The organism is Emticicia fluvialis, assembly GCF_024793945.1.
GTDB lineage: Bacteria > Bacteroidota > Bacteroidia > Cytophagales > Spirosomataceae > Emticicia > Emticicia fluvialis.
The window spans coordinates 375087-393195 of the sequence record NZ_JANUSD010000001.1 but is presented as its reverse complement, the minus strand read 5'-3'; the positions used below and the strand labels follow the sequence as shown (position 1 = coordinate 393195).

At 41.9% G+C, this 18109-nt stretch carries 18 protein-coding genes and 1 tRNA gene; 9 read left to right on the top strand and 10 right to left on the bottom strand.

Going from position 1 to position 18109, the window contains the following annotated elements; translation table 11 throughout:
* Positions 1 to 27: 27 nt before the first annotated feature.
* The 5 genes from NZ848_RS01655 to NZ848_RS01635 all read right to left on the bottom strand — a co-directional run bounded on the left by NZ848_RS01655 (position 28) and on the right by NZ848_RS01635 (position 5557).
* Positions 28 to 669, bottom strand: a complete 642-nt coding sequence (locus NZ848_RS01655; RefSeq protein WP_259014102.1) for a 3-keto-disaccharide hydrolase — start codon at positions 667 to 669, stop codon at positions 28 to 30.
* 546 nt (positions 670 to 1215) lie between these two features.
* Positions 1216 to 1515: a hypothetical protein gene (locus tag NZ848_RS01650; protein WP_101727390.1), complete on the bottom strand. Its 300-nt coding sequence runs from the start codon at positions 1513 to 1515 to the stop codon at positions 1216 to 1218.
* A 141-nt stretch (positions 1516 to 1656) separates the two neighbouring features.
* Positions 1657 to 1733 (bottom strand) — tRNA-Ala (locus NZ848_RS01645).
* 72 nt (positions 1734 to 1805) lie between these two features.
* Positions 1806 to 4931 carry a tolB protein precursor gene (locus tag NZ848_RS01640; protein WP_259014101.1) on the bottom strand — a complete coding sequence of 1042 codons (3126 nt, stop codon included), beginning with the start codon at positions 4929 to 4931 and terminating at the stop codon, positions 1806 to 1808.
* A gap of 71 nt (positions 4932 to 5002) precedes the next feature.
* Positions 5003 to 5557 carry a C40 family peptidase gene (locus NZ848_RS01635; protein ID WP_259014100.1) on the bottom strand — a complete coding sequence of 185 codons (555 nt, stop codon included), beginning with the start codon at positions 5555 to 5557 and terminating at the stop codon, positions 5003 to 5005.
* Positions 5558 to 5991: 434 nt separating this feature from the next.
* Between NZ848_RS01635 and recN the strand changes: the two genes are divergently transcribed.
* The 4 genes from recN to NZ848_RS01615 are packed head-to-tail and all read left to right on the top strand — an operon-like array spanning position 5992 to position 9150.
* On the top strand, positions 5992 to 7650 hold the full coding sequence (gene recN, locus NZ848_RS01630; protein WP_259014099.1) for a DNA repair protein RecN: 1659 nt from the start codon (positions 5992 to 5994) through the stop codon (positions 7648 to 7650).
* A 26-nt stretch (positions 7651 to 7676) separates the two neighbouring features.
* The gene (locus tag NZ848_RS01625) at positions 7677 to 8069 is read left to right on the top strand and encodes a hypothetical protein (RefSeq protein ID WP_253533486.1); all 393 of its coding nucleotides are present in this window, start codon (positions 7677 to 7679) and stop codon (positions 8067 to 8069) included.
* A 54-nt stretch (positions 8070 to 8123) separates the two neighbouring features.
* Positions 8124 to 8729 (top strand): SCO family protein, encoded by a 606-nt coding sequence (locus NZ848_RS01620; RefSeq protein WP_253533484.1) that lies wholly within the window; start codon positions 8124 to 8126, stop codon positions 8727 to 8729.
* 4 nt (positions 8730 to 8733) lie between these two features.
* Positions 8734 to 9150, top strand: coding sequence for a c-type cytochrome (locus NZ848_RS01615; protein ID WP_253533482.1), 417 nt, complete (start codon positions 8734 to 8736; stop codon positions 9148 to 9150).
* Here the strand turns inward: NZ848_RS01615 and lptC are convergent, their stop codons facing one another.
* Genes lptC through NZ848_RS01595 form a run of 4 tightly spaced genes read right to left on the bottom strand, consistent with a single transcriptional unit; the run spans position 9151 to position 12616 of the window.
* The gene (gene lptC / locus NZ848_RS01610; RefSeq protein ID WP_259014098.1) at positions 9151 to 9750 is read right to left on the bottom strand and encodes an LPS export ABC transporter periplasmic protein LptC; all 600 of its coding nucleotides are present in this window, start codon (positions 9748 to 9750) and stop codon (positions 9151 to 9153) included.
* A 10-nt stretch (positions 9751 to 9760) separates the two neighbouring features.
* On the bottom strand, positions 9761 to 11062 hold the full coding sequence (locus NZ848_RS01605) for a hypothetical protein (RefSeq protein ID WP_259014097.1): 1302 nt from the start codon (positions 11060 to 11062) through the stop codon (positions 9761 to 9763).
* Positions 11037 to 11822: a type III pantothenate kinase gene (locus NZ848_RS01600; protein WP_259014096.1), complete on the bottom strand. Its 786-nt coding sequence runs from the start codon at positions 11820 to 11822 to the stop codon at positions 11037 to 11039. The genes NZ848_RS01605 and NZ848_RS01600 overlap by 26 nt, the downstream gene beginning before the upstream one ends.
* On the bottom strand, positions 11819 to 12616 hold the full coding sequence (locus NZ848_RS01595; RefSeq protein ID WP_259014095.1) for a tRNA threonylcarbamoyladenosine dehydratase: 798 nt from the start codon (positions 12614 to 12616) through the stop codon (positions 11819 to 11821). Before NZ848_RS01595 ends, NZ848_RS01600 begins: the two co-directional genes overlap by 4 nt.
* Positions 12617 to 12831: 215 nt before the next feature.
* Between NZ848_RS01595 and NZ848_RS01590 the strand changes: the two genes are divergently transcribed.
* Both NZ848_RS01590 and NZ848_RS01585 read left to right on the top strand, forming a co-directional pair.
* Positions 12832 to 13740: a DNA/RNA non-specific endonuclease gene (locus NZ848_RS01590; RefSeq protein ID WP_259014094.1), complete on the top strand. Its 909-nt coding sequence runs from the start codon at positions 12832 to 12834 to the stop codon at positions 13738 to 13740.
* A gap of 28 nt (positions 13741 to 13768) precedes the next feature.
* The gene (locus NZ848_RS01585) at positions 13769 to 15409 is read left to right on the top strand and encodes a CotH kinase family protein (protein ID WP_259014093.1); all 1641 of its coding nucleotides are present in this window, start codon (positions 13769 to 13771) and stop codon (positions 15407 to 15409) included.
* Between the two features lie 3 nt (positions 15410 to 15412).
* On the opposite strand, the gene NZ848_RS01580 is transcribed toward NZ848_RS01585, so the two are convergent.
* A complete protein-coding gene (locus tag NZ848_RS01580; protein ID WP_259014092.1) occupies positions 15413 to 15886 on the bottom strand; it encodes a GNAT family N-acetyltransferase in 474 nt (157 codons plus the stop codon).
* A 36-nt stretch (positions 15887 to 15922) separates the two neighbouring features.
* Here NZ848_RS01580 and NZ848_RS01575 point away from each other — a divergent pair, with 36 nt between their 5' ends.
* The 3 genes from NZ848_RS01575 (at position 15923) to NZ848_RS01565 (ending at position 17993) form a co-directional block, all read left to right on the top strand.
* Positions 15923 to 16600: a TatD family hydrolase gene (locus tag NZ848_RS01575; protein ID WP_259014091.1), complete on the top strand. Its 678-nt coding sequence runs from the start codon at positions 15923 to 15925 to the stop codon at positions 16598 to 16600.
* A 234-nt stretch (positions 16601 to 16834) separates the two neighbouring features.
* Positions 16835 to 17632, top strand: coding sequence for a HipA family kinase (locus tag NZ848_RS01570; protein WP_259014090.1), 798 nt, complete (start codon positions 16835 to 16837; stop codon positions 17630 to 17632).
* Positions 17610 to 17993 (top strand): DUF3037 domain-containing protein, encoded by a 384-nt coding sequence (locus NZ848_RS01565; RefSeq protein ID WP_101727296.1) that lies wholly within the window; start codon positions 17610 to 17612, stop codon positions 17991 to 17993. Before NZ848_RS01570 ends, NZ848_RS01565 begins: the two co-directional genes overlap by 23 nt.
* Positions 17994 to 18109: the final 116 nt, after the last annotated feature.

The window sequence follows — 18109 nt, the reverse complement described above, 5'->3', positions numbered from 1 at the left end:
ATTAATTCAGCATTCGCTAATTCTCAATTAGTCTGGTAGTTCTTCAAGTATTACATCTTTAAAAGCCACCTGTGCGGCACCACCACCATGAATCTGAAAACCTATAAGACCTGACTGCGGAATACCGGCATCAGGCTCATAATAATCTACTGTCTGCTTGCCGTTTACATATAGTTTTATGTGGCGTTTTTCGGCTCTTATTTCATAATCATTCCAATCGTTTTTCTTTATCCATTTCAGCACCTGTATAGAATCGGGACTTATCAACGTTTTATTCCTTCTTGATTCATCATACAAACCGCCCCAGAATCCTTCTCCCCAATCAGCCTGATAGCCTTCCATTTCGTAGGGAGGGTTCACGAGGCGTTTGCTTCTGAACTGAATACCCGAATTGATAAAACCTTTGCTGCCGGTTAGTTTTACCTTCAGTTTCATGATAAAATTGCTATAAGGGCGAGTAGTACAGAGGAAGTTGTTATGCGGCACTTCTTTATCTGTAGCGCCTCCAATCAGCATCCCGTTTTCAATGCGCCAGGTATAAATTGTGTCGCCCTCCCAACCTCTGAAGGTTTTGCCATCAAAAAGCCTGACAGGTTTTTTTGTAGATTGAGGTATGAAGCCCATCAGACAAAAGCCGACGAGTGCCAGAAAAACAAGAAAGGATTTCATTTAAAGGTCTGGTTAAGATGGCGGAGCAATGCCTAAAATTTGGCAGCTTTGTGCAGAATAAATACGCTTTGAAATTTTTTAAGATACTCCGTTTCTCAAAGTTATGATTCTGGAATTAATTTTCAGCGCAAAATTTTTATTTTTTCAGAATAACAGAATTTATCTCATTACTTGCCTTAAATGTTCGCTATCAGCATGTTATGAAACCAGTAATTGAACCAGCGTTTGCACAAGCTCAATAATTGGAAACCAGGCCCGGCCACTGCATGGGTTTAATCCCGGTTTGCTGCCTCAACAGTGATGATGCTCTAAGGAATATTGCTGGAAATAAAGAAGCTAAACGGGTAAGTAAAATAAAGATAGCCGGCCATTTATTGGTTCCGGTTTACACAGGTAAGAGACAACAGATGCAAAAGCAGAAAAAAGAAGTAATGGAAATAGGCAAGAAAAAAGGGTGACAGGGAATATCCATAGACCTGCCACCCTTATACTTTAAGAGTATAAGCTGTAAGATACGGTTATCACATTCAAAGGCTGGATTCCGGTCTAGTTAGTTGATTCACCACCCGCTTGTTGAGTTGCTGCTTCTGCTTTTTGCTGTTTCAGCATTTCTCTTTTCAATCTGCGCTGTTCTTTTCTTTTTGGCCAACGGGCAGCTTCATAAGCAGCCAGTTTTTCTTTATTTAATTGGCGATACTCTTTGGATTTTTCTCTTAATTCTTCGCGATGCTCAATTGCATATTCCCTTGATCTTTGATTAAGCAATTCACGATGTTTCTCGCGATACTTTTTGTGGTATTCTCTTTGATACTCGCGACTTTTCTTGGCCTTTTCTTCTGGGGTCATGATAATAAAAAAGTTCTTGACAAATAAAAATTGTCCGTTTTTTTGATTAACAACACATAATGTAGTACAGTGAAATAAACTACAGCGCAAGAAGTTTTGGATGGGAGTTTCTGCCAAACAAATGCAAGCAGAAGATAAATCTGGTGGAGAAGATGGGACTCGAACCCACGACCTTTTGACTGCCAGTCAAACGCTCTAGCCAACTGAGCTACATCCCCTAATTTTTCAAAAAAATACTCTGTTATTTTTTGAGTGCACAAAAATGCGAAATTTTTCTAAAAATTCAAACATTACCAGCCGGGAATCATAAAATTAATTCCGGTTACTCCACTTTGAATTTTCCCGTTATAAATAGGAAACGCCAGATAGGGCTCCAGAATGAGGTATCCGAGTGCATTTATACGCAAACTTACACCTGTGCTCATGATAGGTTTTAATTTAAGATTTTGTTTCTCACCATCGCTGAAAACATATTCGTACTTCTTACCGGGCGAACGTGCGTCGTCCCAAACCATTCCCATATCAAAAAAGAAGTTCAGGTCAGTTGGCACATACATAAAATCAATCAGAGCCAGTTTTTTCGGCCCTGTAAAAGGCAAACGGATTTCAAAATTGGTTAAACCCATCTGAGACCCCTTCAATTGCTCTTCACTCAAAGCCAGGGTTGAGGTCTGGTTGCTCAATGCCTTACCCCAGAAACCATGCATATACCAGGGGTATCCGAGAAACATCGGGTATAATCTATTATAGTCTTCTATGTTTTTGGTTCCCAGTCGGCCATAATAATATAGTCTGGCGGCAAGAGTAATGGGCTTCAGATACTTATATTTTCTGTAATCGGCCGTAATAGCGTTATGCGCTATGTCACCAAAATATCTTGAAAACTCAAAACGGTAACGATAACCATTCAACGGTGCAGTGGTACCAAAGGTACTGTTGTCTCCAACATAGGCTACGTATAGTTTTTGCAAGCTAAACGGAGAAAAACCTTTGCCTTCAAGCTCGGCCTGTGATATACGCTGAGGTGTTAAACTACCACGATAATAACTACCTGCCGAAGAACTTACGCCATAATAATCGCTGTAAACTCTGCCACTGTAGCTATACCAGTTGGCGCTGCCGCCCACTTCAATTCTTTTTGAGGTGCTAAGCGGATAAAAAGCGAACAGGCCTATTTCATTGATAAACAAACGATACAGATTATAGCTCGACTGAATGAGGGAATCGCCTGCCGGAATACCCAGGCTTGCTTTAATGGCAGGGTCTGTAATGTATTTATTAGTCTGCTGATAATCAGAAAAACGATAAGGTATACGAGAAAAACTGGCACCCCATTGCAACGGGTTTTTCTGATTCAGATAGGCAATCTGCCCGCCGAAATCCTGTATTTCGCCATTGAGCGCCAATACGCCCGATACCTGATTATTGTTCAACATGTCGCTGGCAAGCCCAACCACACCTCCGCCAAGCCCTGTACCCCAACGGCTGGTAGATACTCCTACACCCGAGCTCCCCAGGTAGTCCAGTTTAAATCTGGGGGTATATTTTAATGTTTTCAGTCCTTTCTCTTGTACCCTGCCTAACAGTCTTTGTTTATTCAGGTTAGTTTCTACAATATTTCTACCTTCCTTCCACTCATAGGGGGCAAGGGTGGCTGCCTTTTTATCAATAGTGTTTTCAGCGGGTTTGGCGGTAAACTCCTCCGGCCGGGCCACATACAAATTGTACTTACCTGCCTGAAAATACGAATACACCAAAGCACCGGTTTTAGCAGCAATGCTAACGGCAGGCGAATACATGGTAATGCCGCTGATACCCGTAAAATAATTACTCAGTTTTTCAATTCCCCCATTTACTAAAGAATACCGGTAAAGATTCCTGAATCCATCTGCATCTGATAAAAAATATAAAAAGTTTCCATTGGGGTCAATCAGCGGATTAAGATTATCAGCGCCCTGCAAAAAAGAGAAACTTTCAATTTTTAGCGTGTTTATATCCAGTTTTGATATTACGTAACTGGCTTTTTCTAAACGGGTGGCATTGCTGCCCCTGTCAGACACGAAGTAAACCGAACGGCCATCGGGCGACCACGTGGGCTGAATATCAGAATACTCGTCGTTCGTCAGGTTTTGTACCGACGCTTCTTTGATATTGAAGGCATACAAATCGCTGACGCCGTTCATCAGCCCGGATACAATAATGGTGCTTCCATCAGGCGACCACGCAGGATTTGAAAAAGAATCTACCCCTTTCAGTTCAAAAGTGCGCTTGTTCCCGTTGGCCACATCTACTATCGACAGCTTATTACGCCCCTTGCTCTGAATAACCAATGCCAGATTTCTACTATCCGGCGACCACGCCCCGGCAGTTTCAAGAAAACTGTAAGAGTCTACGTGTGAGCCAAACGAAGTACTTTCTATTTTACGCACCACCTTACCGGTATGGGCTTCGGCAATAAAAATATCTAAAGAAATAACATTTTTTGAAGAGATATAAGCCACAAAATTACCATCAGGGCTAATGGTGGGTGACAGATTCATTTCTCCTGCATTTTTAACTGAGGCAATTTCTCTGCCGGTGGGTGTAGCAGTAGTGCCTACCCGCAAAGGTGCATAAGTATCTGTCATTACTTTTTTCCAGCGGGCAGAAAACCGGTCGATATCCACTTTCAGATTTCGTCTGAAAGCCGCCTCAATGCCATAGCGGGCGGTTTCTTTAAACAATGGGCGAATCATGTCGTCGCCATAGGTAGCGGCCACGTAAGCCCAGAAGGCCTGCCCCCATCTGTAAGGAAAATACTTATATTCTTTGGTAACCAGGTCTTTAATAGTAGGTATGTCGTCATTCATTACGGCATCGCGCATCCACATGGCTGTATGGGCATCAACCCTTCCCAGCGACATATACTCTGCCAATCCTTCAACCATAAACAGGGGTAAGTTCTGAATATTAGCCAGGGTGGTAGAGTCGCCCGATGTCATCAACTGATACTGAAACGCGTGCACTAACTCATGCCCTAATACGTGGTCGGTTTGCCGTTTAGAATACATCATGGGCATAACTACCCTGTTGCGTAGCCCCTCAGTTACACCGCCTGTACCTTCTCCAATTTGTCCGCTTATAGCCGTTGTCTCCTGAAAATCCGGGTGATTCTGATAAATAATTAAAGGATTAGGTTTAATAAACGCCAGTTTGAAAACTTCCTGATGAATTTTATACCAATGCTCACTGTTTATCATCAGTTCGTTGGGTACAGTATTATCTTTAAAATAGTGGTAGAGTTCGAAATGAGGGCTTTGTAAAACTTTAAAACCAAAGGACTTGTAGCGAGGTTTATTTTGGCCGAAGTATTGTGATTGCGAAAAGGCTATATTGCTGATTATCAATCCAATGGCTACCAAATAAACGTTTTTCATACCTTCTTTGTAGTGTTATTTTCTCATTATAACGTAAATAAAAAGAAAATAGCTTAAAACTGCATCTAAAATTATTTAACAAACTGCGGGCGGCAGGCACGTGCAAATCTGGCCTTCCAGTAGCTGTTCATCATGTTGTCTTCACGTACTCCCTTGCTTGATGACGCGTGAATAAATATTATTTCATCTTCACTTCTAACCTCGGTTACAATGCCCGAATGATTTATTTCATTGCTGGTGGTGGCAAAAAACACCAGATCACCCTTCTGAATATTCGGTATATCAATAGCCGGAAAAAACTCTGATTGCTGGCGCGACACCCGGGGCAATTTCATACCAAACTCTTTAAAACTGTTGCAAATAAGGCCTGAACAATCAATGCCGCGCTGGTCGTTTCCACCACTTCTGTAAGGCACACCGGTATATGAACGGGCTACTTTTATGAGATTCGCCGTAGACATCAGCGTTGAAGTTTCAGCTTTTGTTTTTACTACCGGCTGCTCATTAGGCACCCTGGAAGGCACCGTTTTGGTGTTGCTTTTGGTTCTAAAAACATGGCACGAAGATAAGCCCAACACCAGAAACAACAAACAAAGTAATTTCAGATTTTTTTTAAATTTAAGCACGTCAGGAAAGCATTTTATAATTCTAACGAGAAAATTAGGTCAAATTATAAAATCTAAAAACTTTTTATTGATGATTTTTTAAATTTAATCTACCACATTACCAATAATTCTACCCATAGCTACCATATCAAAGCCTTCTGAACTGTTTTGCAAACAAGCCATTTTGGGTTATGGTTATGTAAAAAACAGAATGCGGCTGCCAAACCAAAAAAAATAATCAAAACATTGATGCCTTCTTTTTTTTAACTCTAAATTTGTCTTTTAAATCAACCGAATTTTTTACATAAAATTGTGGTTGAGATATTTAAGGCGTTGTATATGTTTTTTTATCTAACTTAGCATACCTAGTGCAAATAAAACAATTTTGATTTGCCCGCCAGATGCATTTTGATAAGGTTCTATATAGCTTAATTACTCAAATAAAGCTTTAATACATGCTTTCAAACCTTCTGATTAAGAATTATGCATTGATAGAGCAACTTGAAATTTCTCCGGATGCTCATCTTAATATTGTTACAGGTGAAACAGGTGCAGGAAAATCTATCATGCTGGGTGCCATAGGTTTGCTGCTCGGTAACCGCGCTGATTTAAAAACCCTCTATAACGAAACCGAAAAGTGCGTAATTGAAGGCACTTTTTCGATGGATGGTTTTTATATAAAAAATATTTTTGACGAAGAAGAACTAGATTTCGAGAATCCCTGCATTATCCGCCGCGAAATAGCCCCGAGTGGAAAGTCAAGGGCTTTTATTAATGATACGCCCGTAACACTTGAAACACTCAGGAAAATAACCTCGCAACTGATGGATATCCACTCCCAGCACGATACCATTCAGCTGGGCTCTAATGAATATCAGTTAACCATTGTTGATACCTATGCTCAATGCCACGACAGGCTGGTTGAGTATCAGGAAAAATACCGCACCTACCGTAAGTTGCAGGATGCCTACGAGCAATTGCAAACAGATGCCGACCAGAATAAAAAAGAATTTGAGTTCAACAGTTTCCAGTTAGACGAACTCGTGAAAGCGAAGCTGGAAGCTAGTGAGCAGGAGCAACTGGAGCAGGAACTGAACATTCTGGAACATGCCGAAGAAGTAAAACTGAAACTAAGAACGGCTCATGCTTTTCTGACCGATACCGATAACGCCGTGCTCTCAGCATTGCAAAGTGTGGTGGGCAATCTTAATTCTATTGCCGGTTTTTCGCCAGAGTACCAGCAGTTTAAAGACCGCATTCAATCCTGTCTGGTTGAACTGAAAGACGTGGCGCGTGACATAGAAACAGAAGAAGAAGGCATAGAACTAGACAGCGAGCAAATAGAAACTACCCAAAGCCGTTTGGATTTGTTGTTTAAACTACAGCAAAAGCATGGGGTAAAATCAAATGCTGAATTGCTGGAGATTCAGGCTGTTTTAGAAGAAAAGGTAAGCAAAGTACTGAACCTGAGTGAGAATCTGGCCGCAGCCAAAGAGCGCGTAGACAAGGCTTATGAAACCGCACTCAACATGGCTGAGGGGCTGTCGGCAGCGCGTCAGAAAATTTTGCCTGAAATTGAAAAACGCGTGGTGGGCTTACTGATGGAATTGGGCATGCCTAACTCAACCCTGAAAATACAACACCAGACAGGCAAACTGACCACCGACGGCATTGACCAGATACACTTCCTGTTCAGCGCTAACAAGGGTATCACTCCGCGTCAGTTAAAAGATGTTGCTTCTGGTGGTGAGTTTTCTCGTCTGATGCTGGCTATCAAATATGTACTGGGCGATAAACGTTCTTTACCGACTATCATCTTTGATGAAATTGATACCGGGATATCTGGCGAGGTAGCCATTAAAGTAGGTAAAATGATGCTTGAAATGGCGCAAAGCCTACAGGTTATTGCTATTACCCACCTGCACCAGATAGCAGGCCGAGGTACCAGTCATTTCTATGTGTATAAAGACAACAGCTCATCAAAAACCATGAGCCGTATACGACAGTTGAACACCGACGAACGGATTATTGAAATAGCTAAAATGATTGGTGGCGAAAACCCATCAGAGAGCGCCATCCATAGCGCAATTGAAATACTAGGTATAAGTGTATAAATTTTTGTAAACATAAATTTTTTTCAATGAAAGCACTACTTTATATATTACTTGCTGTGGTTACGTTCTCTTGTGCCAATAAATATGCCGAAGAAGCAGCAAAGCTGAAAACCGAAACCTTTAAATTACACGATGAGATAATGCCTGTAAGCATGGAGCTGGAGACCTATCGTAATAAGGTAATGAAAAAAGCAGAGACGATGGATTCTACTGCAAAAAAACAGGCGCTTGAAATTTCTAAACAGCTTGACCAGGCTTATACAGACATGGAAGCCTGGATGCCTAAGCTGGGCGACGCAGCTGATATGAAAGACGGCCAGGAAAAAGTGACTGCGCTTACAGAGTTAAAAACAGAAGGCGACAAACTAAAGCAAAAAACAATTGACGCCAGAAAAAAAGCAGAAGATTTTCTGAAATAAGAATTCAAAATTTTAAATCCGGCCTCTGCCTCAACCGGTGGGGCCTTCTATTTTATGAAGCACCTGATTTTACTCATGGTAGCGCTTAGCTGTGTACTCGGAGCCTGCCAACCCAAAAAACTCCCTATTCTGGGCGAACGCCAATTTATTAATGGCGACTCGGTTTATCATACTATCCCCGATTTTAAGTTTATTGACCAGGATAGCACCGAGGTAACTAATCAGACCTACAAGAATAAAATTTATGTGGCTGATTTCTTCTTTACTACCTGCCCTACTATCTGCCCAATTATGAAAACGCAGTTGCTCAGGGTTTACGAGAAATTCAAGGATAATCCGGAAGTAGGTATTCTATCGCATACCATAGACCCAAGACATGACTCTGTAGCCGTTTTAAAGGCTTATGCCAAACGTTTGGGTGTTGATGGCAAATTCTGGCATTTTGTAACAGGCGAGCGAGACAAAATTTATGAAATGGGGCAAAAAGAATATTACGTAACAGCCGGTGAAGACTCTACTGCCGCCGGTGGCATTATACATAGTGGCGCCTTTATACTGGTCGACAAAAACCGCAGGGTAAGAGGCATGTACGATGGCACTAAAGAAAAAGATGTGAGCAGATTGATAAAAGATATGGGTACACTATTGAAAGAAGAGTAAGATTATGAATAAATATCTTAAAGTGCCGGTTTTGGTTTTATCTGCTTTATTTTTGCTCAATAGCTGCCAATCGGCTGAGCAGATAAAGCTGGAACAGTACTACATAGGTGGCAAAGTGATTTATGAACAGAATTGTGCCAATTGCCACCAGAAAGACGGAAAAGGATTGCAAAACCTGTATCCACCTCTTGCCGGTAGCGATTACCTGCAAAACAAAGCACAGGTTATCAGAGTTATCAAAAACGGCCTTACAGGCGCAATTAATGTTAACGGAAAAATTTATAACCAGCCAATGCCCGCTAATAGCCAACTCCAGAATCTGGATATTGCAGAGGTAGTTACTTACATTTATAACGAATGGGCCGGTGAAAAAGAAATAACCACCGTAGAAGAAGTAGAAAAAGCCTTGAAACAACCCTGATTAATTACTGGTGGTATCCTGTTCGGCCTCTGCACCACCTGTTGCAACCGAATCAATGGCTAATACGCCAGTAGCTCGTCTCATGGTAAAATGAGTAAAATCCTGGTCACCTTCCATGCCTATACCATGTATTTCATCAAAGCGGGTTTTGATGATAAACGGATGGTCTGTAAATATTTTTCGCTTGGTTGTGGACCAGTTGAGCAAATCGGTTGAAAGGCTTTGCTGTTGAAGACGGTTGAAGAAAAAAACGTTTCCCATTACCCTGTACAATCCTTCACTTTTAAAATATCGTCCCGAATCTCCTCTCAGCGAAGAATACTCCACTCCGTTTTTGTCATAAAAGGTTACATATACAGCTTTAGGGTAAACCTCATCTTCGGTCTGTAACTTAATCTGTCTGGCTGTTGTAACTTTAACCGTAGTTTTGCCAGAATCGCTCATCATAATAGCCAGGTTATCAGTTACCATCAGAGGCCCATTGTAAACCTGCACAGGGCCGTTTTTTTTCTTGTCTTCACATGAAAAAAGAATCAAACCCACCACTACAAATATTATCGGCAAGAGGCATCTGAAACCAGAGATAGGCATATTTTTCATAGCCTGAACATTAATCTATTTTCGATTTTAGGAACCACCGGGTATCAATCAACGAAAACCCTAATGATAGTTTCACGTAGTTTTCTTTAACTAATCCATTGCCCGCCACACCCCGGTTTCCTAAGGCCACGCCGAAATCTATATAGCTTAAGTTTCTGAAACCAAGAGGTGTAGAAAGGCCAAAAGAGATGCTTCTGTCAATAACCTGTGTACTATTGATAAGATAAGGAGTCTTAACCTGCTGGAAACCAACGCGGTAAAACACCTGGTCGAAATAGGCTGTTGAAGTAACCTTTGGCAGAAACTCAATACCGGCGGCAAATCTTTCGCTGGCTGTAAGGCTGGGTTCTGCAACACCCTGAAAATTCCGGTACTGTTTCCAGTCTTGTTTACTATATTCCAGTGCAAAAATCCATTTCAAAGGGCTTTCAAGGCTGATACCTAAACTGTATTGCGAGGGTAAAATCATATTTCCGTTGGCAATACCTAAAGTATCCGGTTTTTTAAGAATCTGCGGTCCATTCTGGCCTTCTATCAGCGTAGTTAAACTTCTTAGCTGGTTGGCTTTCAATTTACTTTGAACCTCATAAGTACCGCCTACATTTAAATACCATTTTTCGGCCAGCTTTTGCTGCCATGCAAAGCCACCTTTAAGGCCAACACCTTTGGCATTAACCCGGTCTGTGTAACGAAGATAATAATCTTCGCCATCATTCAAGAGCAATCTTGAGGTGGTATCACGGCTGATATTACCGAAATAATAAGCGCCTTCAACGCCAATGTATAATGACTTGCCAATTAAATGACCAGTACCCAGCGTTGCTTTAGAAAACCCTCCACGACCTTTGTAAATATACTGCACATTATTACTTGTACCTGTTACAGGCTTAACATATCTTGCTTCATACTCAACACTTGAATGTGGTCTTAGCCCCAAAGACATACTCCATTTTGGTTTTAAAGGAAACGCCATCATTACGTGGCTTAGGTTTACACCGAAGTCAGACTGTGAATTTGTTCCGTCAGAGAGTGTGCGGTACTGACCACGCATACCGGTGCTGAAGGTTACAAAGCGGTTTTTTGCTAACATGGCAGGGTTAGCAGTATTCAGATAGATACCATTACCAAATGTTAAGCCTGTTCCACCCATGGCATCACTGGCAATAGAGCCGCTTGGAGCAATGTCACCGATTCCTAACGCAGAGTAAGGAGAGTTACCGGTTAGTCTTGCTTCTTTTCTTTGAGCAAATGTATCAGTAATTACCAGTGTGCAAACGAAAAAACAATTAATGAGTAGGAGGTTTTTCAACATTGTATCGTAAAATTCGGTTTAGCCCAATCAGGACTAAATTTGGTATCAATTCAATTTTTGTATTTTCAATCAGCTTTTCACCTGTTGAGCCCGCAAAGTTCGGCTTTTTTATTTGACTTTCAAAGAAAGAGGCATCACCACCACATAAGATTACGTTACAATCGCCCAGTTTAGCGTAATTTTCAATCATCCCGTTTACTTCAGCAATGATTCCGTTCACTACTCCACTCTGAATACACGTTATCGTACTTTTACCTATCAGCACCGGAATCTCGTCTGCCTGCACAAGGGGTAATCTTTTTGTAAACGTATGAAGCGACTCAAATCGTATTCTCATACCCGGAGAAATTATCCCGCCTCTGAATGTTCCTTTGCCGGCATCTGCTGAAACATAATCATACTTTATGGCTGTTCCCATGTCAATTATCAGACAATGGCTGGCCGGGTAAAGAAAATTGGCTCCCACCGCTGCAGCCAGTCTATCGGCTCCGAGTGTTTCCGGGGTATCATAATCTTTCTCCACAGGCACCTTTGTATTGGGTGTCAGTATCAGTTTATCAAATGGTGCGTGTTCAAAGATAGCATCTAATTCCTGTTGATTACGGGTAACAGAAGAAATGATAATGCTTTTAACTTTTTTTAACGTAAGAAAATCCTTCAGGGCCTCCAATTCAAGCCCTGAAACTACCTCAAGCAGTTCGTCCTCTTCAAAAAGGCCCACTTTGGCAAAGGTATTTCCTATGTCTACAGCTCCGATCATATCTGGTCTTCCGGTTTCACCGCTGCTATCTTCTTTGATTTCTTTCTTATCGCCTTCGGTCTTTTAACTAATTCCACCTCATACCCCAGTAATTCTCTGATTACTACTGATGCACAAACACCCCCAAAAGCAGCCGGAAGGTAAGATATAGTGCCATAGGCAGACCTTTTAAAATTACTGCCGTCGGTTAATATCAGCGAGTCGCGTTTTACTATTTCAACAGAAAAAACAGCTTTTATACCCGAGTAAACTCCTAATTTTTTAATACGTTTTCGCACATACTGTGCAAACAGGCACTCGTAGGTATCATATAAGTCGGCAACAAAAAGTTTGGTAGGGTCTACCTTTCCGCCAGCTCCCATTGAGCTCACAATCTTTTGCTTTTGTGCATAAGCCGTAGAAAGCAACGTGAGTTTAGGTGTAATGCTGTCAATGCAGTCCATTACGTAATCATACTTTACTTCCAGTATCTCGCGGCATTTGGCTGGTGTCAGAAACTCTCTCACCACATTCAACTTAAGTTCCGGATTAATGGCAAGCAGGCGTTCTGCCATAATATCAGCTTTTGATACCCCATGATTGGTAGACAAAGCCGGCAATTGGCGATTCCGGTTGCTGGGGTCTACCACGTCACCATCAACAATGGTCATTTCCCCTACCCCGGCGCGGCATATAAACTCGGCTGCAAATGAGCCTACACCACCTAAACCAACAACCAGCACGTGGGCATTTTGTAATTTTTCGATTCCTTCTTTTCCGACCAACAGTTCGGAACGAGACAACCAGGCAGGCATTTTCTTAAAGAGTAGTAATTTTAGGTTTAATAAACCTCAAAGGTACACACAATATGCTTCTCATGCTATATTTCTTGTTTTAAGGCCGCTGTTTCTGCGGTTTGCAATAATTATTTTATACAGAAGGGCTTCCAATAAAACACCATACAACTTCTTTGCTTAGCGGTTATCTCTGCTTATTTTTTACTATTTTTGAAAAAAATATCACATTTCTTATGTCCAGTTTTACAAGAAACGCCTGGCTTGCTTCCTTCTTTTCTATGATTATCATTGCGTGCACGCCCGGTAAAATTGCCACAACTACAAATAAAAAGCCTGCTGATACAGGTAATTCAACAAACGCTACCAGAGATAATAACCTTGCAATGGGAAACCCAGGCAATGCCAGTACGAGTAATGATAACAATTACCTTATCATAAAACCACAATATGTATTATCGTACAGCAGAGAACGGAGTTCGGCCAATTGGGTAAGCTGGCATCTGAGCAGTGCATGGCTTGGCAATGCCGAAAGAACAGATCATTTCAGGGCAGACGAAACACTACCTAAAGACTGGTACAGGGTGCAGAGCGCTGACTACCTCAATTCTGGTTTTGACAGGGGCCACCTGTGCCCATCGGGCGACAGAAACGCAACAGTAGCAGATAATGACGCCACATTTCTGATGACCAATATTGTGCCGCAGGCTCCTAAACTTAACCGGGGCTTGTGGGCTGACCTTGAAACCTACTGCCGAAAAACAACGGCCGAAGGCAACGAATTGTACATCATTGCAGGTGTACACGGTACTGCAGGAATAGGAACAGCCGGAGGCAAGAGTTTTACGCTTGATAACGGGAAAATAGCAGTACCCCAGAATTTCTGGAAGGTAATTGTAATGCTGCCTAACGGGCAAAACGATTTAAGCCGTATTAATGAACAAACCCGCATCATTGCTGTGTATATTCCGAACCGACAAACAGTATTAGACACCAAATGGGGTGAATACCGCCTAAGCGTAGATGACCTGGAGAAAATTACAGGTTATGATTTCTTATCGAACGTTCCTGCCAGAATTCAGGCCGTGATAGAAGCTGACGCCGATACAGGGCCCACGGAAAAAGTGTCGGTTATGAAACAATAAGCCAGTATTTAACCCAAAAACCTGACTCATGAAAAAAATATACTTTAACCTTTTACTGGCTTTTTTGTATCCGGCAATTGCCTTGGGGCAAACTTTTGAGTCATCTAACCTACCTATTATTTTTATCAATACCATGGGCACCCCCATTCTGGACGACCCCAAGGTAAAGGCCGAAATGAAAATTATTTATAACGGACCGGGTAAAACCAATAGTTTAAAAGATGCGCCTAATCATTACAATGGCTTTATTGGCGTTGAATACCGGGGGTCTTCTTCGCAGATGTTTCCTAAAAAAAGCCTTGGTATTGAGTTATGGGACGACAAAGGGAAATCAAAAGATGCCAGCCTGTTTGGAATGCCGGAGGAGTCAGACTGGATTCTGTTTGCCTCTTACAACGAAAAAAGCCTGATGCACAATGTACTGACCATGCATCTGGCAAGGCAAATGGGTATTTATGCCAGCAGAACCCAATATGTAGAAGTTTTTTTAAACGATACCTACATGGGCGTTTACGTATTTATGGAGAAAATTAAACGTGCGGCGGGCAGAGTAGATATAGCTAAATTGAAAGAAACCGACCTGAAAGGTGACGATATTACGGGTGGCTACATTTTTAAGGTAGATAAAACAACCGGAACCAGCCTTGGAGGCTGGACTTCGAGATACGTAAATAACCCTCCGGTTAATACCCGTACGTATTACCAGTATGAAGCGCCCAAATCTATAACAACTGAGCAGAAGGCTTATCTGAGCGAATATGTAAATACCGCCGAAGCCTCGCTGAAGGCAGACAATTTCAGAGATAAAACCAATGGTTACCGGAAATATTTTGATACCCCCTCTTTTATCAGGTTGTTTCTGGCAAACGAGATTTCAAAGAACGTGGATGGCTACCGCATCAGTACTTTTTTTTATAAAGATAAAGACAGCAAAGGCGGTAAAATAAAAGCAGGCCCGCCCTGGGACTATGATATTGCCTATGGCAACGGTAATTATTGCGGGGGAGACAGCTACCAGGGATTTTCTTATCAGTTTAATAATGTATGCCCGACCGACGGATTGCAAGTGCCTTTCTGGTGGGAACGTATGATGGAAGACTCTGCCTTTGTACGCGAACTGGGCGAAGAGTATAATTTCCAGCGGCAACATGGCGCTTTACAGCAAGACAAGATTTTTCAGTTCATTGATAGCCTGACTGTTGTTTTGCAGCAGCCTGCCAGGCGGAATTTTCAGAAGTGGCCCATATTGGGGGTATATGTATGGCCACAACCCAATCCGATATCAAACAGCTGGAGTGGTGAGGTAGAAGAACTAAAGTCATTCATTATCAACAGGCTTCAATGGCTTGATACCAACATGAAACAGCCCGGCAGCCTCACAATTACAGCTAACGAGCCATCTATAACAAGCAGTGTATCCATGCGGGTATATCCTAATCCTTTTCTTGATAAAATATACATTCATGTGCAGGCGCTCAGGGCTGAAAAAGCGCGTCTGTCGCTGATTGATATGCAGGGGAAAACACTTCTTAAAACAGAAGAAGCACTACAACCCGGCGAAAACCGGATTACTATTCAGATACCACAAAACCTGTACCTCAGCCATAGTGGATTATTGCAACTGGAAATAAATGGAAGCAAAATTGTGAAGAAAATAGCCCGCGAGTAGTTGTTAACTCAGATGTTTGTCGAAAATCATGTAGGTATGGGGGATTCCGTCCTCCATATAGTCATTGCCGGTTAACCTGAAACCCAGAGATTGATAAAACTCTTCAAGGTATTTCTGCGCACCGATTTTAATTGGGGCTATTTCAAAACTACCAAGCACTTTGGCAATTGACTTCTCCATCAGCAATCTACCTACCCCGGTACCTCTGGCTTTAGGAGAAGTAACAACCCTGCCAATAGAAGTATAACCATCATAATAAACACTCTTTTCAAAAAGCCGCGTGTAAGCCAGCAGACTGCCGGCCTCATCGGTTATCATCAGATGCAAGGCCAACTGGTCTTTACCATCGGCATCTAAAAAAGGACAGTTCTGTTCTACTATAAATACTTCCTGCCTCAATGCCAGTATGGTATAGAGTTCGTCAAGGGTCAACTCATAGAAAGGTATACATTTGATAGTAATTGATAAACCGGGCATATATATTTGCGCTTGGGTATAGAAAAAACAGTAAAAATGCTGCTCAATTTACATACACATCTTCTGAATAAACAAGCCGGAGAAGAGATAATTTTAAACCAGATTATCCCGGATTCGGAAGAGGCTCTGGCTAACTTCGCCTTACCTGATACCCCCAACTGGCTATCGGCAGGTATACACCCCTGGTATATAAATGAAAAATTATATGCACAGCAACTAAAAAAACTGGCTTATTTAGCGGCAGACCCGGCAGTAAAAATGATAGGTGAATGCGGACTTGACAGACTTAAGGGTGCGCCTCTGCCACTACAGGAAGAGGTATTCATTAAACAAATCAGAATAGCCGAAGAACACCGCAAAGCATTAATCATTCATTGTGTAAGGTGCTTTAATGAACTTATTTCTATCAGAAAAATTGTACGGCCGCGTGTCCCCATGGTAGTGCACGGTTTTAATAATAAAATTGAAATAGCCCGGCAACTGATAGAAAAAGGATTTTACTTGTCATTGGGCGGTGCTGTGTTGTCTGAGGAATCTAATGCCGTAAAAACTTTGCAAGAAATGCCATTAGAAAACCTTTTTCTGGAGACTGATGATAAGGAAATCCAGATTTCAGATATCTATCAGAAAGTATCTGAAGTGAAAGATGTTTCTGTAGAAGAATTGGAGAAAATAATATTTGATAATTATCTCACTATTACTTCACTTCAGTAGTTCGGTGGCTAAACATTCAAACGTTTTTTGTCTTAAAAATAGCCATTGTAATCGTCCTTACGGTCTGTATAAAAATAACAAAACCATTGTTTAAGTAACCGGTGTATGGGTTCAAAGTAATGGATAAAAGGTTTAAAGTTTTATCAGCCAAAACGTTCATGGCCCTATTCAATTATAATTTTCATTACTTTTGCCACTTAAAAAAAGCATTAGATTAAGAACAATAAAAACATAATGAACAACGCGCAAACCTCATTAAGGACCGTCAACATAACCCGATATGTTACACCATTGCGTGAGGGCGGTTCGTTGCCTGCCATTGTAGAAGCAGACGACGATTTTCTGTATGTGCTGAAGTTCAGGGGTGCAGGGCAGGGTGTAAAAGCCCTCATTGCCGAACTGATAGGTGGAGAAATAGCCCGTGCATTAGGTTTACGTATGCCCGAAATGGTGTTTGCCAATCTGGACGCTGCCTTTGGCAGAACCGAACCCGACGAGGAAATCCAAGACCTGCTGCAAGCCAGTGTAGGCCTTAACTTAGGTGTACACTATTTATCAGGCGCTATTACATTTGACCCCGTTCTGAATGTCATAAACCCTGAATTGGCATCAGAAATTGTATGGCTTGACTGCCTGCTGACCAATGTAGACCGCACGGCACGTAATACCAATATGCTGATGTGGCACAAAGACCTTTGGCTGATTGACCACGGAGCTTCTTTGTATTTTCATCATTCGTGGGATAACTGGAAAGAGCAATCAGAACGCCCTTTTGTTCAGGTAAAAGATCACGTGCTGCTACCCTTTGCCTCTGAACTGGAAACTACTGATGAAAAATTCAGACAAATACTGACCCCTCAACGCATCAGAGCCATTGTAGCACTGGTACCAGACGATTGGTTACAGGACCCTTCATTGACGGAATCGCCGGATGAACGACGCACTATTTATGCCCAGTTTTTAGAATCGAGGGTTAATTACTCTCAAAACTTTGTAAAAGAAGCCCAGAATGCAAGAAAATCAATTATATGAATATGCCGTAATCCGGGTTGTGCCACGGGTAGAAAGAGAAGAATTCCTCAACGTGGGAGTCATTCTGTACTGCCCGTCAAAAGGCTTTCTACAGGCCTTGTACAAACTTGACGAAGCACGTCTAAAGGCCTTTTCATGCAAACCCGAAGCAGCAGAACTACTTGAATACCTGCAAACCCTGGAACGTATCTGTAAAGGAGGCAAAAACAGCGGCCCCATCGGCGCCTTGCCTGTTGCGTCTCGTTTCAGATGGCTAACCGCCACGCGTAGCACGGTTATTCAGACATCCAGAATACACCCCGGCTTCTGTACAGACCCTCAGGAAACCCTACTGAAATTGTATAACCAACTGGTGCTGTAAGAGCCATAATCAGGCATATTTGTGCGATTATCGACAAAAAATAATGTTGCAGTAGTATAAGTGCCTTGTTTTCTTGTATTGAATCTTAGTTAACACTAAATTTATACCTTCACGTA

What these genes read in the sequence shown, in the direction of transcription:
- NZ848_RS01655 (WP_259014102.1), bottom strand. Translation starts at nt 669, where the DNA reads ATGAAATCCTTTCTTGTTTTTCTGGCACTCGTCGGCTTTTGTCTGATG.
- NZ848_RS01650 (WP_101727390.1), bottom strand. Translation starts at nt 1,515, where the DNA reads ATGACCCCAGAAGAAAAGGCCAAGAAAAGTCGCGAGTATCAAAGAGAA.
- NZ848_RS01640 (WP_259014101.1), bottom strand. Translation starts at nt 4,931, where the DNA reads ATGAAAAACGTTTATTTGGTAGCCATTGGATTGATAATCAGCAATATA.
- recN (WP_259014099.1), top strand. Translation starts at nt 5,992, where the DNA reads ATGCTTTCAAACCTTCTGATTAAGAATTATGCATTGATAGAGCAACTT.
- NZ848_RS01625 (WP_253533486.1), top strand. Translation starts at nt 7,677, where the DNA reads ATGAAAGCACTACTTTATATATTACTTGCTGTGGTTACGTTCTCTTGT.
- NZ848_RS01620 (WP_253533484.1), top strand. Translation starts at nt 8,124, where the DNA reads ATGAAGCACCTGATTTTACTCATGGTAGCGCTTAGCTGTGTACTCGGA.
- NZ848_RS01615 (WP_253533482.1), top strand. Translation starts at nt 8,734, where the DNA reads ATGAATAAATATCTTAAAGTGCCGGTTTTGGTTTTATCTGCTTTATTT.
- lptC (WP_259014098.1), bottom strand. Translation starts at nt 9,750, where the DNA reads ATGAAAAATATGCCTATCTCTGGTTTCAGATGCCTCTTGCCGATAATA.
- NZ848_RS01605 (WP_259014097.1), bottom strand. Translation starts at nt 11,062, where the DNA reads ATGTTGAAAAACCTCCTACTCATTAATTGTTTTTTCGTTTGCACACTG.
- NZ848_RS01600 (WP_259014096.1), bottom strand. Translation starts at nt 11,822, where the DNA reads ATGATCGGAGCTGTAGACATAGGAAATACCTTTGCCAAAGTGGGCCTT.
- NZ848_RS01595 (WP_259014095.1), bottom strand. Translation starts at nt 12,616, where the DNA reads ATGCCTGCCTGGTTGTCTCGTTCCGAACTGTTGGTCGGAAAAGAAGGA.
- NZ848_RS01590 (WP_259014094.1), top strand. Translation starts at nt 12,832, where the DNA reads ATGTCCAGTTTTACAAGAAACGCCTGGCTTGCTTCCTTCTTTTCTATG.
- NZ848_RS01585 (WP_259014093.1), top strand. Translation starts at nt 13,769, where the DNA reads ATGAAAAAAATATACTTTAACCTTTTACTGGCTTTTTTGTATCCGGCA.
- NZ848_RS01580 (WP_259014092.1), bottom strand. Translation starts at nt 15,886, where the DNA reads ATGCCCGGTTTATCAATTACTATCAAATGTATACCTTTCTATGAGTTG.
- NZ848_RS01575 (WP_259014091.1), top strand. Translation starts at nt 15,923, where the DNA reads ATGCTGCTCAATTTACATACACATCTTCTGAATAAACAAGCCGGAGAA.
- NZ848_RS01570 (WP_259014090.1), top strand. Translation starts at nt 16,835, where the DNA reads ATGAACAACGCGCAAACCTCATTAAGGACCGTCAACATAACCCGATAT.
- NZ848_RS01565 (WP_101727296.1), top strand. Translation starts at nt 17,610, where the DNA reads ATGCAAGAAAATCAATTATATGAATATGCCGTAATCCGGGTTGTGCCA.